This is a genomic window from Flavobacterium quisquiliarum (assembly GCF_019308285.1).
Classification (GTDB): domain Bacteria; phylum Bacteroidota; class Bacteroidia; order Flavobacteriales; family Flavobacteriaceae; genus Flavobacterium; species Flavobacterium quisquiliarum.
This window is the reverse complement of sequence record NZ_WWEM01000040.1, coordinates 147,797-162,485: the sequence shown is the minus strand read 5'-3', so window position 1 is coordinate 162,485 and position 14,689 is coordinate 147,797. Positions and strand designations below refer to the sequence as shown.

General features: G+C 35.8%; 15 protein-coding genes. 5 read left to right on the top strand and 10 right to left on the bottom strand.

Features of this window, described 5'->3' with window-relative positions:
• Positions 1-150 precede the first annotated feature (150 nt).
• The gene (locus GSY47_RS24245; protein ID WP_179004472.1) at positions 151-1,689 is read right to left on the bottom strand and encodes a DEAD/DEAH box helicase; all 1,539 of its coding nucleotides are present in this window, start codon (positions 1,687-1,689) and stop codon (positions 151-153) included.
• 109 nt (positions 1,690-1,798) lie between these two features.
• Entirely contained in the window at positions 1,799-2,332 is a 534-nt protein-coding gene (locus GSY47_RS24240) for a DUF6155 family protein (protein WP_179004470.1), read from the bottom strand.
• A 103-nt stretch (positions 2,333-2,435) separates the two neighbouring features.
• Between GSY47_RS24240 and GSY47_RS24235 the strand changes: the two genes are divergently transcribed.
• Positions 2,436-2,729 (top strand): DUF3817 domain-containing protein, encoded by a 294-nt coding sequence (locus GSY47_RS24235; RefSeq protein WP_179004468.1) that lies wholly within the window; start codon positions 2,436-2,438, stop codon positions 2,727-2,729.
• The gene (locus GSY47_RS24230; protein WP_179004466.1) at positions 2,722-3,978 is read left to right on the top strand and encodes a mechanosensitive ion channel family protein; all 1,257 of its coding nucleotides are present in this window, start codon (positions 2,722-2,724) and stop codon (positions 3,976-3,978) included. The genes GSY47_RS24235 and GSY47_RS24230 overlap by 8 nt, the downstream gene beginning before the upstream one ends.
• A gap of 147 nt (positions 3,979-4,125) precedes the next feature.
• Here GSY47_RS24230 and GSY47_RS24225 read toward each other — a convergent pair whose 3' ends face one another.
• From GSY47_RS24225 to GSY47_RS24190, 8 genes are all read right to left on the bottom strand, one after another.
• The gene (locus tag GSY47_RS24225; protein WP_179004464.1) at positions 4,126-4,542 is read right to left on the bottom strand and encodes a hypothetical protein; all 417 of its coding nucleotides are present in this window, start codon (positions 4,540-4,542) and stop codon (positions 4,126-4,128) included.
• Positions 4,543-4,729: 187 nt separating this feature from the next.
• Positions 4,730-5,557 carry an RteC domain-containing protein gene (locus tag GSY47_RS24220; protein ID WP_066434328.1) on the bottom strand — a complete coding sequence of 276 codons (828 nt, stop codon included), beginning with the start codon at positions 5,555-5,557 and terminating at the stop codon, positions 4,730-4,732.
• Between the two features lie 151 nt (positions 5,558-5,708).
• Positions 5,709-5,930, bottom strand: coding sequence for a heavy-metal-associated domain-containing protein (locus GSY47_RS24215; RefSeq protein WP_066434334.1), 222 nt, complete (start codon positions 5,928-5,930; stop codon positions 5,709-5,711).
• Positions 5,931-6,052: 122 nt separating this feature from the next.
• Positions 6,053-6,907 carry a heavy metal-binding domain-containing protein gene (locus tag GSY47_RS24210; protein ID WP_219071571.1) on the bottom strand — a complete coding sequence of 285 codons (855 nt, stop codon included), beginning with the start codon at positions 6,905-6,907 and terminating at the stop codon, positions 6,053-6,055.
• Positions 6,908-7,089: 182 nt separating this feature from the next.
• Positions 7,090-8,286: an MFS transporter gene (locus tag GSY47_RS24205; RefSeq protein WP_066434337.1), complete on the bottom strand. Its 1,197-nt coding sequence runs from the start codon at positions 8,284-8,286 to the stop codon at positions 7,090-7,092.
• Between the two features lie 163 nt (positions 8,287-8,449).
• Positions 8,450-10,750: a multicopper oxidase family protein gene (locus GSY47_RS24200; RefSeq protein WP_219071570.1), complete on the bottom strand. Its 2,301-nt coding sequence runs from the start codon at positions 10,748-10,750 to the stop codon at positions 8,450-8,452.
• A 70-nt stretch (positions 10,751-10,820) separates the two neighbouring features.
• On the bottom strand, positions 10,821-11,264 hold the full coding sequence (locus GSY47_RS24195) for a DUF3347 domain-containing protein (RefSeq protein ID WP_065720927.1): 444 nt from the start codon (positions 11,262-11,264) through the stop codon (positions 10,821-10,823).
• Positions 11,265-11,304: 40 nt separating this feature from the next.
• A complete protein-coding gene (locus tag GSY47_RS24190) occupies positions 11,305-11,526 on the bottom strand; it encodes a heavy-metal-associated domain-containing protein (RefSeq protein ID WP_065720928.1) in 222 nt (73 codons plus the stop codon).
• 357 nt (positions 11,527-11,883) lie between these two features.
• Here GSY47_RS24190 and hppD point away from each other — a divergent pair, with 357 nt between their 5' ends.
• The 3 genes from hppD (at position 11,884) to GSY47_RS24175 (ending at position 14,490) form a co-directional block, all read left to right on the top strand.
• Positions 11,884-13,044 (top strand): 4-hydroxyphenylpyruvate dioxygenase, encoded by a 1,161-nt coding sequence (gene hppD, locus GSY47_RS24185; protein ID WP_159333301.1) that lies wholly within the window; start codon positions 11,884-11,886, stop codon positions 13,042-13,044.
• A gap of 73 nt (positions 13,045-13,117) precedes the next feature.
• A complete protein-coding gene (locus tag GSY47_RS24180) occupies positions 13,118-13,975 on the top strand; it encodes a helix-turn-helix domain-containing protein (protein ID WP_219071569.1) in 858 nt (285 codons plus the stop codon).
• A 104-nt stretch (positions 13,976-14,079) separates the two neighbouring features.
• On the top strand, positions 14,080-14,490 hold the full coding sequence (locus tag GSY47_RS24175; RefSeq protein ID WP_038330952.1) for an OsmC family peroxiredoxin: 411 nt from the start codon (positions 14,080-14,082) through the stop codon (positions 14,488-14,490).
• Positions 14,491-14,689: the final 199 nt, after the last annotated feature.

The following is a 14,689-nucleotide window of genomic DNA, read 5'->3' as shown; positions in this document are numbered from 1 at the left end:
TCAGGTTTCAAGTTACACCAAAAACTTAATAAGTTGAAAGGAGAAATTACATTTGCTTTGAAATGCTATTTCTCCTTTTATAATTATGATAATATTTTAGATTCCAACAACTTGAAACATGAAACCTGAAACAATTAAACTTTTAAATTATCAATCTGGCTCATTCATGATTTTCTCACGATACTTTTTACCAATTAATAAAGTTAATCTTTGTTTGTAATCATCAACCAGCCATTCGCGGTAGTTTTTACTACATTGGCTTAAACATTTTGAATAACGTTTGATACGATCTTCAATATCATCATCCAGTTCTTTTGCCAGCATTTTAGCTTCCTGAAGTGTTTCTGTATTATCAACGCACATTCCGGCATGCTGATCTAAAGATTTATCTAAAACAACTTTAGAACGAAGATTTTGCTTGATGATTAATTTGTGCTCTTCATCAACATCAAAACTCACATCGGCCGTTTTGCTGAATTTAGCACGTAACTCAGCTGGCATGCTGTATTTGAAAAACATCTCAATTTCTTGGTCATCACGAAGGTTTTCCAAATAAAACTCCGGCGATTTAAAAATATGCTGCCAGTTTACAGGATCGCTCCATAAACCAAAACGTGCAGCATTGTTTCCTAAATCGATTACTGTAAATTCATCTTTTCCAGGTAATTTACGAGAACCACGACCGATCATTTGGAAATATAAAGTCAACGATTTTGTTGCTCTATTTAAGATAATTGTTTCTACAGTTGGTTCATCAAAACCAGTTGTCAAAATTCCGACAGAAGTCAAAATTGCGTCAGGAGTCTTTTTAAACCATTGTAATATATCTTTACGTTCTTCAGAACTACTTGTATTATCAAGGTGTCTAATATCGTAACCTGCTTCTCTAAAGGTTTCATAAACGTATAAAGAAGTATGTATACCGTTGTTGAAAATCAACGTTTTCTTACCTAAAGATCGTTCAGTATAAGCATGAAGCAATTTTTCCTGCATTAAAGTATTGGTATACAAATCATCAGATGATTTTACTGTATAATCACCGTTGATCCCAACCTTTAATGAAGTTAATCCAACATCATAACTGTAAGTTGTTGCTTTTGCCAAAAATCCTTTATCAATCAATGATCCAATAGTGTCTCCTACAATAAGCTCATTGTAGCTTTGGTGCATTGGCAGCTTTATATTAGAGCTCAAAGGTGTTGCTGTTACTCCAAGAATAAAAGCATTTTTAAAGGAGTTTAATAATTTTCTAAAGGAATTGTAATGCGCCTCATCAATAATAACCAAACCGATATTGTCTAAATGAAGTTTTTCATCATTAATACGGTTTTTTAAAGTTTCGACCATCGCCACAAAACAAGAAAAATCATTTTGGTCTGGCAGTTCTTTTACTTTACTATTGATTATTTTGTTTGTAACGCCAAAACCAGTCAACATTTTTGAAGTTTGTTTACATAATTCGATACGGTGCGTTAAAACCACCACTTTTTTATCATTGTGTGACAAATAGCGGCGAACGATTTCAGAAAATATTACCGTTTTTCCTCCTCCTGTTGGAAGTTGATACAGTAAATGATGTTTCGGAGGAGCATTATCTAAACGGTCAAAAATGGCATCAATATCGCCTTTTTGGTATGCATACAGCTCTTTTTTCTCTTCTCTTTGTATTTCTAAAGTGTTTTGAGACATTGTTTATTTTTGGATTTTTGCAAAAATACACCGAAAAAACAGTTATTCATCTTTTTTTAACCTAAAATAAATGTTTTTTTTAAACTAAGATTTTTTATGAGAAGGGTGTTTAGTAGTCGATTTTCTCTAAAATGGCCTCAAAATCGTACTTATTTTTCCATTTTTGGTCTACAGTTTCTTCCAAAACACCATTAATTCGCAATTTAAAATCATTAAAAATTCCATTTGAGACGATAAAATTAACAGCTTGTTCAAAAGAATTAAAGATGCTTTTGTAGAATAATTCCTGCTTGATGAAATTTTGAGAAGAATAGGTTTGGGCAATTTCGATATTGTACAACATAATATCAGCCAAAACAAAAGAATCGACTCCAAGCGTTATAAAATGTTTGATCAATTTCTGCGCAACAGATCTTCGCATTTTGGCTTTTGGACGCCATCTTGCTCCTGGTTTTTTAATAGGGAAATATTCGTGTGAGATTTTGACTTTTGCTTCCTGAAGTAATTTGTCTTCCTTCGGATTAAAAACAAAGTCGTAATAGGTTTTTACAGGAGCAAATTTTTCATACAATTCAATTAGTTGTTCTTCTAATTGTTCCTTAGTCAATTCGCCTAAATATTTTTTTAAATCTCTTTTACTCATTATCAAAACTTAAGATTACAAAAGTAAATTACTTTCTTAACAAATACCTCAAAAACCAACGATATTACTTAATTTTGCGCGCATAAACTTAAAAAATATATACATGCTCAAGATTTTCAAAGTTACCGCAATTTTAGAGGGAATCTCTTATTTAGTATTATTTGCTAATATGTTGATTATCAAAAATAATAATCCTGAACTTTATCATACATTATTACGTCCTTTAGGAATGACACATGGAGTGTTATTTATTGGCTATATCCTTCTGGCTTTTTTATTGAAAAAATCAATGAATTGGGATTTAAAAACTTTCGTCATTATTCTGGTTGCTTCACTTATTCCTTTTGGAACTTTTTATATTGAGAAAAAGTATTTAGAAACTAAAGCAAATGCATAAGCTTTTGGATAAAATATTTAATTTTTTATATCCCGTTTTCAGAGATTGGGGAATGAGTCGTAATGTTGCGTCTTATACCAGTTTAATCTTTAATATTGCTATTTTAATAGCTCTGGCCTATATAATTTATTATGCAGCCAAATTTATATTAGTCACTTTGACGGCCGTTTTTGCACAGCGTACCAAAACAAAGTTTGACGATTATTTAATTCAAAACAAAACAACCAGATATACAGCTTATCTAATTCCGTTTTTCTTTATTTATAAAGCAGTTCCCGTCATTTTAGATAAATACGAATATTGGGAATTAATTTTCGGAAAAATAGTTGGTGTATATATCGTTCTGCTAGGATTATGGATTGTTCGAACTGTTTTTAATTCGTTGCGAGACTATTTAAAACAAAAACCGGAATACAGCGACAAGCCAATTGATAGTTTCGTTCAGGTTATTATGATTGTGCTCTGGATTTTTGGAGTTGCGATGATTATTTCGACTTTGTTCGGAATCAAAAAAGGCGAATTGCTAACTATTCTAGGAACACTTTCAGCCATTATTATTTTGATTTTCAGAGATACAATTTTGGGATTTGTTTCAAGTGTTCAGGTTGCCATAAATGATATGGTTCGTATTGGCGACTGGATTACAATGGACAAATTTGGTGCCGATGGAGATGTTATCGAAATCAATTTGACAACAGTAAAAGTTCGAAATTTTGATAATACCATTACCACAATTCCAACGTATGCTTTAAGTTCGGATTCGTTTCAGAACTGGCGCGGGATGCAGAAATCTGAAGGAAGACGTATCAAGAGACATGTTTTAATCAAAAGCAGCACCATTCGTTTTTTAAATGATGAAGATTTAGAACAATTAAGAAAAGTGCAACTAATAACGTCTTATATCGACAGCAGACAGACTGAAATCGACAGATATAATGATTTAAGAGGTGTTGACAAAACGCTTTCGCTAAATGGTCGAAATATGACCAATTTAGGTTTGTTTAGAAAATATATCATGCAGTATTTAGTTAACCATCCGGGACTGAACAAAGACATGCATATTATGTGCAGGCAATTGCAGTCAACAGCGCACGGAGTTCCTTTAGAAATTTATGTTTTCTCAAGTGATAAACGTTGGGCAAACTACGAATACATTATGGCGGATATTTTCGATCACGTGATGGCTTCTGTAAAATATTTTGATCTGGAAATATTTGAACTTCCTTCTACTATAGGGAAATTTGAATGAGTTTTTTTGTTTAACCGCAAAGAATGCAAGTTTTTTTACTACACAAGGTTTTATAAAAACGCAAAGTTCGCAAAGCTTTGTGTAAAAAACTTTGCGAACCTTGCGTAAATCTTTGCGTTCTTTGCGGTTAAACTTTTGAATTTGAGATTATTTAGTCACTTCTTCAAAAACAAATTCCGAATTATTATATTCAATAGGAACATCTGGAACAAAGCAGGGAAGATTAAAATACGTTCCGATAACCCCTTTTCCTAAAATTAGTTTATTATCTTTCTTTAAAAGTGCAATTGGAACTCTTTTCCAGCCTCCGCCAAATGAAATATAATGATAATCACCACGAAGTGTATCGCCTCTTAAATCACCTCTGACATCTCCGGAATCTTTGCCTGTTCTGTAATGTGAGATTTCATATCTTCCGTAAAAGCGTTTGTCATTAATCTTAATGTCCAAAACAGCCGTATCTTTATTATTTACAGCACGATAGGATTTACGATTGTATTTTTCTTTGTTTTCTTTCGAATTGCAAGAAACTATTAAAAGACAGATAAATAGAAATAAGCGCATATTTTATTTTTGTCTAAAAAGATTAATTTAGTCAAAACTGACTAATAAAGAGTAGTTTACAAGAACCGAAAGAGTTATCGGTAACGATTTAGTAATGGTGCTTACTACACTTGCTTTCATTCAATTACCTTGTAAATCATTACTGCAAATGTATAAAAAATAAAGGTAAAGCAGTGAAACTTTACCTTTATTTTTCGTCTTGCTCGTCCATCCTTTTGATAAGTGCATCCCGAAGACTATCGAGGAACTTTGTTCGGTTTATCTTCCTGCCTTTCAGTTCCAAATAGGAATGGTAGAAATCCCCTAAGTCAATATTAAATATATTTTCAAAAGTCTTGGCGATGATTTTTATATCTGCATTACCATTGTCAATTGAACCCTGCGAATGCAGCGAATAAATCAACTCAATGAGTGAAGTTTTACTACCTGTCCAGTTTAGGGGAGGCGTTTCAAGTAGCTTTCTCTGATTGTTATTGCTCAACTGGTCTTCGAGGTAAACCTGTATCAAGTCGTTGGCAATAATCTTAGCTACCTTGTAATCGTGCGAGGTTGCAAAATTATGGTCTGCTTCAAAATAATAGGTGTCTAAACTCAACTTTATATCGTGCTTGCCACGTAAAAAGAATTTATAGTCCAGATGAGTGCTGTTGGTTCTGTAATACTTGTAAAATTCCAAATTAGCATCGAAATACCTCTTGATTTTGGAAAGCTCAACATTCAGATATTTCTTGATGATTTTATCGCCGCCTCGTGGTCTTTTTGTTTCAATCTTGTAAATGGCATTGAAGTAGATGAGCTTCGATACTAATTGAGGCTTTAGCTGTTTGAAAAAAAGTATTTCGGCTTCATCATCTTTAAATCCATTCTTCTTAATGTATTTTTTTATCTCCTCAAGTTTCTGCAAGACTAATATAATTGCATTTTCATACGATATCAATGAATTACTTGGCTCATAGGTCAATTCGTTAATTCTATCGTCTAATTCGTTTATTATAGTTTGGTAATAATTTGTCATCGAAAGCGAAATTTAAAGTATGAAACCAATTAAAAAGCACAAAATGAGGCAGCAATTGCAGATAGCCCACAATAAATTGCCTCATTTTAGTATGTATTGATTGAGTATAAGAGAGCCCTATCCTTAATTAAAACTGGATAGGGCTAAGAGATTAAACCACTAATGGTTCTGCTTTAAAGCCTTTTTTCTTAACGATGGCAACTATTTCATCTTGTGTTATACCCTCTGATTTTACGGTTAAAATTTTGTCATTGTTGGCTGTATCTACATTCCATTCGCAGATACCGTCGGTACTGTCCAAATCCGCTTTTACCTTTGATACACAACCGCCACAATTAAGATTGGTCTTGAACTGAAATTCTGTATTTTCCATATTTTTTTAAACTTATTTACTATTGTTTTGAACTGTCGCAAAATTCAACATAATCCCGAAGTCTGCTATTGTGATATTCCGGGTTTAATTTGTGACTTTTACTGTTTTCCTGTTACAGACTATTAATGGTTGTGCGTGTGGTGGCTGTGGTCTTCTACCGATTTTTCGCCTTCTGATACGGTAATAGTAAAATCTGCCGTATGTACCACATTGTTTATTTTGAACTGTGCCCACAATCTATAAAGCCCTGCTTTTTTGATAAGCGTTTCGGCATAGATTGGGAAATTCTCTTTTGATACCGGGTGTATATGTAGAAAATCCTTATTAGTTTTACTTATCATTACGATATGGGCAGTCGCTCCGAGATAATTCTGCATATCCTTTTCCTCTAATTTCTTGCCGTCCTTTTCTACCGAAAATTGCAAGCCCTGATTTCTGTTTGTTTTAAAGTCTTCGCCGTTAAGCAGCGTTACCGTAAAACCATCTACGGTTGAAACCAATTTTGTCTTTAAATCGGCTGTTTGTGTTGCTGCCGTACCTTTTACCTCAATGGTTTGCTTATTGACCTCTCCCTCGGCTCCGTTCGGTTTGTAGTCGGTAAATAACAGGTATTTACCTGCTGTAGGGAATGTTTCTGAAACCTTATAAGAACCGTCTGCCTGTTCTTCGGGGTGGATATGGTCAAACCAGGTCAGTTCTTCATTCACTACCAAAAGGTGCATTTTCATTTCGTGCACTACTTCCAACGGTACATTTTTACCGTGTTCACTAATGGCGATGGATAGATTAGTTGGTTTACCTGCTTCCACATTTTGCGGGTCGGCAGCCACTTTTACTTCATACTGGCTTTTCTCTTTATTAACAGGGCTCAAAGCCATACCACATTTAGGGCATTTATCGCCTTTGTTTCCTTTTACTTCCGGGTGCATCGGACAAGCGTATGCGCTGTCGTGATTTGCGTGCTGATGTGCATTCATATCCTCTGATTTTTTATTATTACTTTCTGAATTGTTGCAGGCAGATAACGCTGCCAGTGAAACAACCGTGCTTAGTAATATGGTTTTAAATTATTCATTTATTTATCTCTCTTATTACAATACAAATTTCCGCATTAAATGGGTTGTATCTATTGTGATATTCTTTGTTTGATTTACGATTTTTACTGATTGCTAACGCTGTTCTTTTGGCTCATTACAATCCTGATAACCGCTATCAATGTGATGATAAGCATCGGTATCAGTACAATGTTTACGCCATTCCAACCCCAGTAATTAAACAGGCTGCCTGCAAAGAAGCTAGCAATACTGATTACTGCAAAAACCGTGAAATCGTGGAAAGCCTGCGTTTTTTCTTTCTCTTCGGGACGGTACACTTTGGTAAGCAATGACGAACCGCCGATAAACAGGAAGTTCCAACCTAAGCCCACGATGAACAATGCGGAAACGAAATGCGCAAAGCCTGTTCCCATCAGGGCAATGATGATGTACAGGAACAAAATCGCCAAACCGGAAATAATGATACGGTAAACGCCGAATTTCTGAATAAGCATACCTGTAAAGAATGACGGCAGGAACATACCTAATACGTGCCACTGGATAACCGTTGCGGAGCTGTCGGACGAATGCCCTACGCTGTGCATTGCTATCGGGGTAACAGTCATAGACATTCCCATTACGGCAAATGCGGTAGATGATGCCAGTATTGCAAGTATGGTATCTTTATTCTTAATGATTTCTTTTAACGGGCGACCTTTCTTTACCGCTTCATTGGTTTGTACCGCAGATGTTCTTTGCAGCTTTAAAAAGGAAACAACACCCAAAGCGACCACGCTTAACAGGATAATAGAAAAGTAGGGATAAGCGTAAGGAACCGCCCCTAAATGCTGCGTAAACCTCGCTAAGTTGGGTCCTGCGAATGCTGCAACAATGCCACCTGCAATAACAAAAGAAATTGCCTTGCTTTTCGCATAGTCGGGAATGGCATCAGCCGCCGCAAAACGATAGTATTGCGAAAAGCCTTGATAAGTACCAATGAGCATATTACCCACTGAAAACAGCCAAAAGGAATTTTGGATAATACCGTACCACGAAACCAAACCCGACAAAACACCTATCAGTGTACCTATCATAAAGGCATTGCGCTGACCTAATTTTCTAATAATGAGGGATGCGGGTATCATCATACCTGCCGTACCTACGGTAATCATTGCCAATGGTAAGGTCGCCAGATTTTTATCGGGAGCCATTTGTAAGCCTACCACACCCGAAAGTGTAATGACCAATATGGATGCAGTCTGGAACAACGCCTGCGAGGTAAACAGTAGATACACGTTGTTCCATTTTATTTTTGCTGTCATAATCTTAAAATTTATGATGCAAAATTGGCAATTTGTTTCGGGCTGCCTATTGTGATATTTCTTGTTTGATTTGTGAGGTTTACTGATTTAGTCTGGTATTGTAAATGCAAAAAGGTTATAGCATAACCGCTACAACCTTTGTCTATTTTATGAATGAAATCCTTTAGTAATTGAGCGAAAGTCCTGCACCAAAGCCCATATCACTATCATAGTGCGCCCTGATACCGATATGCCTCGTCAAAATGTACCGCAGGTCTGCCATATATTCCAAATCGGTATTGACCATAAACCCGGCTCTTAACCGTCTGGAGATAGGTATATCCTCCCGCATCAATGATACCCTGAAAATACCGTCGTGGTAAACTTCTGCCTGTACGTTGACCAACATCGGCAAGGTGTACATTACCCCTAAGCTCACAGCAGCTCGGTTGTCTTTTTTATTAACCTGTCCGAAGAGGTTTTTCTCGTGCTCGTCCATTCCCATTCTGCGGTATCGCCAATCGAAACCGACAAAAGGCATCAGCCATTGCATTTTACCAATGTAACGTCCCAAATGCGTTTCCACTTCATAGCCGTGCATATCATTATAGCCTAAACGCCATTCCGTACCCAAACTGTAACGGGCGTTCATCAACATTGCTTCTCCGTCAATACCATTGGTCGCAAAATCACTTTGAGCCATCAAATGTGGCATATTGCTTTCACGCTGCAACATTTTATATGCTTTTTCCTTATTGGGTAAATACGGATTTTTGTAATCATCCACAGCGAAAACCCTATTCATACCTGCCATCATATGATACAGGATATGACAATGGAAAAACCAATCACCCTCGGTATTCGCAAGGAACTCTATCGTATCGGTTTCCATCGGCATAATGTCGATGATGTTTTTCATCGGTGCATTTTCGCCGTGCTCATTCAGCACCCTGAAATCAAAACCGTGCAGGTGTATCGGGTGGCGCATCATTGAGTTATTATAAATCGTAATCCTCAATACTTCGCCTTTTTTAACAGGTATCTTATCTGTTTCTGCCAAAACCTTGTTATCCATACTCCAAACGTAACGGTTCATATTTCCCGTTAAGGTAAATTTCAGTTCCTTAACCGGGGCATCAGCCGGAAGCGTGGTATTATGCGGCGATTTCAACATTGCGTAATTGAGCGTTTTAATGTCGCTCAACGCATTAGCATTATAACGGTTGGGGTCTTCGTCGCTATTCATCTTATGGTCGCCGTGATGCTCCATAGACGGTGCTGTACCCTTGTTTTTTTTGCTCTTTTCCTCGCCTGTAATCTCCGGGTACATCACTACGTTCATATCCATTTGGTTCAGGCTCATATTCATTCCCATATCTTCCAGGTCGCCGTTCATCTTCATCATATCGTTCATCATTTGCATACCCTCAAAATATTTCAGGCGTGGCATTTCCCCGACCAATTGTTTTGTACCGTTGCCAATAAAATAGCTTGTGGATTGGGTACGGTCTTCGGTGGTTGCCATAAATTCAAAGGCTTTGCCGTCCTCGGGAATGGTAACAACCACATCGTAAGTTTCCGATACAGCAATAATCAGCCTGTCCACTTCCACAGGCTCCACATCGTTGCCATCACTCGCCACTACGGTAATTTTACCGCCTGCATAGCGCAGCCAAAAGTAAGACGATGCACCCCCATTGGAAATGCGTAAACGTACTTTATCGCCTGCTTTTAAGGGCTTGCCGTCAATGCTTTTTAAATCGGTATGATGATTACCGTTCATCATTACACGGTCGTAATACACATCGCTCACGTCCATTGCCAACATACGCTTCCATTCGTTGTTCAGCTTGGTTTTGAATTTTCCGCTTCTAATGGCTTCGGCGTAGCTTTGTGTTGCGCCTTTCCTTATCGCAAACCAGTCGCTTGCTGCGTGCAGCATACGGTGTACATTTTCGGGCTTCAGGTTCGTCCATTCGCTTAGCATTATGGGAATTTCCGGTAAATCGTCAATCCCTTTTCTAAATGTTTTATCATCAGCTTTCTTATGCATGATAAAGCTCCCATACATACCAATCTGCTCTTGCAATCCTGAATGAGAATGATACCAATGCGTTCCCGTTTGAATAATAGGGAAACGATACGTAAAGGTTTCACCAGGTTCAATGGGCATTTGCGTTAAAAAAGGAACGCCATCTTCTTTATTGGGCAGAAATAATCCGTGCCAATGCAATGAGGTACTTTCTTTAAGTTGATTATGTAACACTATTTCTGCCGTATCGCCTTCAGTAAATTCAAGTGTTGGCATTGGTATTTGCCCATTTACAGCGATTGCTCTTTTTTCTTTGCCTGCATAGTTTACGATGGTATCTTTTACATACAAATCGTAACGTACTACTTTTTGGGCTATACCGACCTGTGATATGAAGAGCGCTAACAGAGTTAGCAGCAACAACTTTTTGTGAAGAAATTTTTTATTATTCATTTTAAAAATCGCATTGGTTATACAAAGATTAAAAGGCATTGCTCAATAAGCAATGCCTTAAAGGTTTTTATTATTTAGTTTCTGCAACTTTGCCACAGGTAAGCATTGATGAGCCATAATAAGGATTTTTAATATCTTTCTCTTTGCTCAACCAATATGCTTTTTTCATAGGACAATACTGATAATAAACAGGTTGAATTACTTTATCAGACGACTTTACCAGTTTCCACATTATAGTAGAAACATCGTTAAAAGCTGCTCTTTGCTTTTCAATATTGTTTCCAGCCTTGTTTAATTTTTCTGTCGCTTTTAACAGATCAGTTTTCTGTGAAAAATTATCTTCACCTTTTACTGCATCGTTGAAAACCGAAATTGCGGTGCTCGCTGCTTTGCTATCACTACTTACTAAAGCGTTTTTTACACTGATGTAACTGTTTAACAGATTGTTTGTGTTTTGTGCAAAGGCAGAAAATCCAAACAACATTACGGTTATTGCTATTATTAACTTTTTCATTTTTTATCTCTTTTTTATGATTAATGAATTGCTTATTATATTATTGTGAAATAGGTTCGGCTTTAAACCCTTTTTTCTTAATAATTGTAACGATTTCGTCTTCGCTGATTCCTTCCGATTTAACCGTAAGGACTTTATCACTATTTGTAGTATCTACATTCCATTCGCTGATACCATTAGCGCTATCTAAATCACCCTGTACTTTAGCAACACAGTTACCACAGTTAAGGTTTGTCTTGAATTGAAGGTTTTTGCTTTCCATTGTTTTGAACTTTTTAATTGTATTTCTTGAGTACAAAGTTCATAAGATAACAGGTAATATTGGTTGTGATATTCCTTGTTTGATTTATGACATTTACTGATTATTTACCAAAAACAGTTCCACTTGTAATATTTCTGGTTTGTTTTATGACTTTTACTGATTATAATGTTTGTTATAAATAAGTGAAATACATTTACCAAGGAATAATACTAACTAATTATAAAATGTCTATCAAAACCTTTCTTTCGGTTTTGCATCGTGCTATGTTATAGCTGGGATACAAGTTCTAAATACAACTACACTTCATCCAGTGTACACAAATCATGTATCAAAATCATATTATAAAAATAAAAAACAATGACAAATAAATTAAAAAGCGTTGAATACGGTTTAGAAAAAATATTTGAAGGAGCACAAGACTTTCTTCCACTTTTAGGAACTGATTATGTAGAATTTTATGTAGGAAATGCTCTTCAGGCAGCGCATTATTACAAAACGGCTTATGGATTCCAATCTGAAGCTTATGCAGGATTAGAGACAGGAGTAAAAGACAAAGTATCTTATGTTGTAAAACAAGACAAGATTCGTATTGTACTGACGACTGCACTTAACTCTTCTTCTCCAATCGGTGAGCATGTGAAAAAACATGGAGACGGAATAAAAGTAGTTGCTTTATGGGTGGAGGATGCCAAAAGTGCATTTGAAGAAACTATCAAACGTGGAGCTAAGCCATTTATGGAGCCTACCGTTACTAAAGATGAAAATGGAGAAGCAATACAAGCGGGTGTTTTTGTATATGGTGAAACGGTTTTTATGTTTACAGAACGTAAAAATTACAAAGGAATCTTTTTACCTGGATTTACGAAATGGGAATCAGACTATAATCCGGAACCTGTTGGTCTGAAATTTATTGATCATATGGTTGGAAATGTAGGATGGAACGAAATGGATACATGGGTAAAATGGTTTGAAGATGTAATGGGATTTGTTAATTTCTTATCTTTTGACGACAAACAGGTTTCTACCGAATATTCTGCCCTAATGTCAAAAGTTATGGCAAATGGAAATGGAAGAATTAAGTTCCCGATTAATGAGCCAGCTGAAGGTAAAAAGCGTTCTCAAATAGAAGAGTACTTGGATTTTTATGAAGACGCTGGGGTTCAGCATTTGGCATTGGCTACCGATGATATTATCAAAACGGTAGAGGAAATGAAAAAAAGAGGTGTCGAGTTCCTATCCGTTCCGCCACAGGCATATTATGATGCCATCCCTGATCGCATCAAAGCTCATGCTGACAATTTCAAAGAAGATTTAAATGAATTGCAAAAACTGGGAATTCTGATAGATGCTGACGAAGAAGGTTATTTGTTACAGATATTTACAAAACCTATTCAGGATAGACCTACATTCTTTTTCGAAATTATTCAAAGAATGGGAGCTAGAGGTTTTGGTGCTGGAAACTTCAAAGCTCTTTTTGAATCAATTGAAAGAGAACAGGAACGCAGAGGTACCTTGTAATGTATAATGTGTAATTTTAGTTTGAATATATACAAAGCCCTAAAAAAATAGGGCTTTGTTATTGAGAAAAACGTTGATACAAATATTCATAGATAGAGAAAAAATGGATGACGGATTAAATAAAAACCAATCGATAGGATATCTGGATTTTGATGATAAATCTGAAAATAGTATAAGTAGCAATACGCTGCTTGAAGACTACTATAAAATCATTTATATGGAGAAAAACGGTAGCATTATTGTAGATTTCGTAGAGTACAGCTTTACAGAAAACGCCTTGCTTTTCTTTAGTATTGGCCAGCATTTTCAAATATCCAAGGAATCTAGAGGAAGTATTATTTATTTCAATACTGATTTTTATTGCATAGCTTTCCATGATAAAGAGCTTGCCTGTGACGGGCTCCTTTTTGATAATGTATTCGAGCTGCCTTATCTAAATTTGTCAACGAATCTGGACATACTTTTCCTAAAACTAATATCTTCTATAAAAGTAGAGATTAATAAAAAAGATTTTTGGGCTGAAGAAATGATAAAAACATACATCAAACAAATAATCATTTCAGCAACCAGAACTTTAATAAAATCAAATAATGATAGTCAAATCGTTTCATATGATAAGGAGTTAGCCAGAAAATTCAGCCAATTGGTCGAGCTTCATTATCGTACGAATCATAATGTCTCTGATTATGCAAATATGCTGAATATTACACCTAAAAACCTCAATAGAAAAATTGTATCTGAAAAACAGGTAGCACCAAGCATCATTATTAAGCAAAGAATTATTCTTCAGGCTAAAAGGTTACTTGCTAATACAACCTTAAGCATTAAGGAAATTGCTGATTACCTCGGGTATGAAGACTACTCATATTTTGTGCGATTTTTCAAATCACAAACGGGTCTGCCACCTCTTTCTTTCCGAAACGCTCTTTAAAGAGTTCGTTGAAGGAAAAAAGTCCTATTAAGAATGAAGTATATGCATTGATGACACGTTTTATAGATAGTAATTTTGTCAAGTAATTTAAAACAAATTTAAAAATGAAAGCAAAAGTAACAGCTAAGTGGCAAGGTAATTTTAAAAATGGAAGCGGTAATTTCGATGCAGCACATTCAGCCATTGGAAGCAGTGTTTTTAAACACAATAAATCTGAAGGAGAAAATACCGCTACAAATCCAGAAGAATTGATGGCCGCAGCACACGCTGCATGTTATACAATGACGTTAAACTATATACTTACAAGCAAAGGGATTGAGGCAGAATCTTTAGAAACATCTTGTACAATAACAGCAACCAGCTTCGATATTACGAACTCTGATTTAGTGCTAAATGCAAAAATATCAGGTTTAAATGAAGAAGAATTTTTAAACTATGCAGAACAAGCAAAAGCTATGTGTCCGGTAGGAAAAGCTTATAAATTAGAAGTTTCACTAGTAGCTACTCTAAATTAAGACTAATTTCGTTTATTCTTATTAAAAAAGTCACGTTTTATATTCCGTGACTTTTTTAATAATTGAATTAATAGATAGAGGAAAGGCAGATGAAAATATCTGCCTTCTTAAAAATTACCAAATCTGGATTTTAGATCTGTATCAACAATCCGAGAAGTGAAGACAGTAACAGTACACACTTCCAACAGTTTAGTCTGTT

Bases quoted from the DNA above. Each gene is read 5' to 3' on its own strand.
- GSY47_RS24245 (WP_179004472.1), bottom strand. From the start codon at position 1,689: ATGTCTCAAAACACTTTAGAAATACAAAGAGAAGAGAAAAAAGAGCTG.
- GSY47_RS24240 (WP_179004470.1), bottom strand. From the start codon at position 2,332: ATGAGTAAAAGAGATTTAAAAAAATATTTAGGCGAATTGACTAAGGAA.
- GSY47_RS24235 (WP_179004468.1), top strand. From the start codon at position 2,436: ATGCTCAAGATTTTCAAAGTTACCGCAATTTTAGAGGGAATCTCTTAT.
- GSY47_RS24230 (WP_179004466.1), top strand. From the start codon at position 2,722: ATGCATAAGCTTTTGGATAAAATATTTAATTTTTTATATCCCGTTTTC.
- GSY47_RS24225 (WP_179004464.1), bottom strand. From the start codon at position 4,542: ATGCGCTTATTTCTATTTATCTGTCTTTTAATAGTTTCTTGCAATTCG.
- GSY47_RS24220 (WP_066434328.1), bottom strand. From the start codon at position 5,557: ATGACAAATTATTACCAAACTATAATAAACGAATTAGACGATAGAATT.
- GSY47_RS24215 (WP_066434334.1), bottom strand. From the start codon at position 5,930: ATGGAAAATACAGAATTTCAGTTCAAGACCAATCTTAATTGTGGCGGT.
- GSY47_RS24210 (WP_219071571.1), bottom strand. From the start codon at position 6,907: ATGAATGCACATCAGCACGCAAATCACGACAGCGCATACGCTTGTCCG.
- GSY47_RS24205 (WP_066434337.1), bottom strand. From the start codon at position 8,286: ATGACAGCAAAAATAAAATGGAACAACGTGTATCTACTGTTTACCTCG.
- GSY47_RS24200 (WP_219071570.1), bottom strand. From the start codon at position 10,750: ATGAATAATAAAAAATTTCTTCACAAAAAGTTGTTGCTGCTAACTCTG.
- GSY47_RS24195 (WP_065720927.1), bottom strand. From the start codon at position 11,264: ATGAAAAAGTTAATAATAGCAATAACCGTAATGTTGTTTGGATTTTCT.
- GSY47_RS24190 (WP_065720928.1), bottom strand. From the start codon at position 11,526: ATGGAAAGCAAAAACCTTCAATTCAAGACAAACCTTAACTGTGGTAAC.
- hppD (WP_159333301.1), top strand. From the start codon at position 11,884: ATGACAAATAAATTAAAAAGCGTTGAATACGGTTTAGAAAAAATATTT.
- GSY47_RS24175 (WP_038330952.1), top strand. From the start codon at position 14,080: ATGAAAGCAAAAGTAACAGCTAAGTGGCAAGGTAATTTTAAAAATGGA.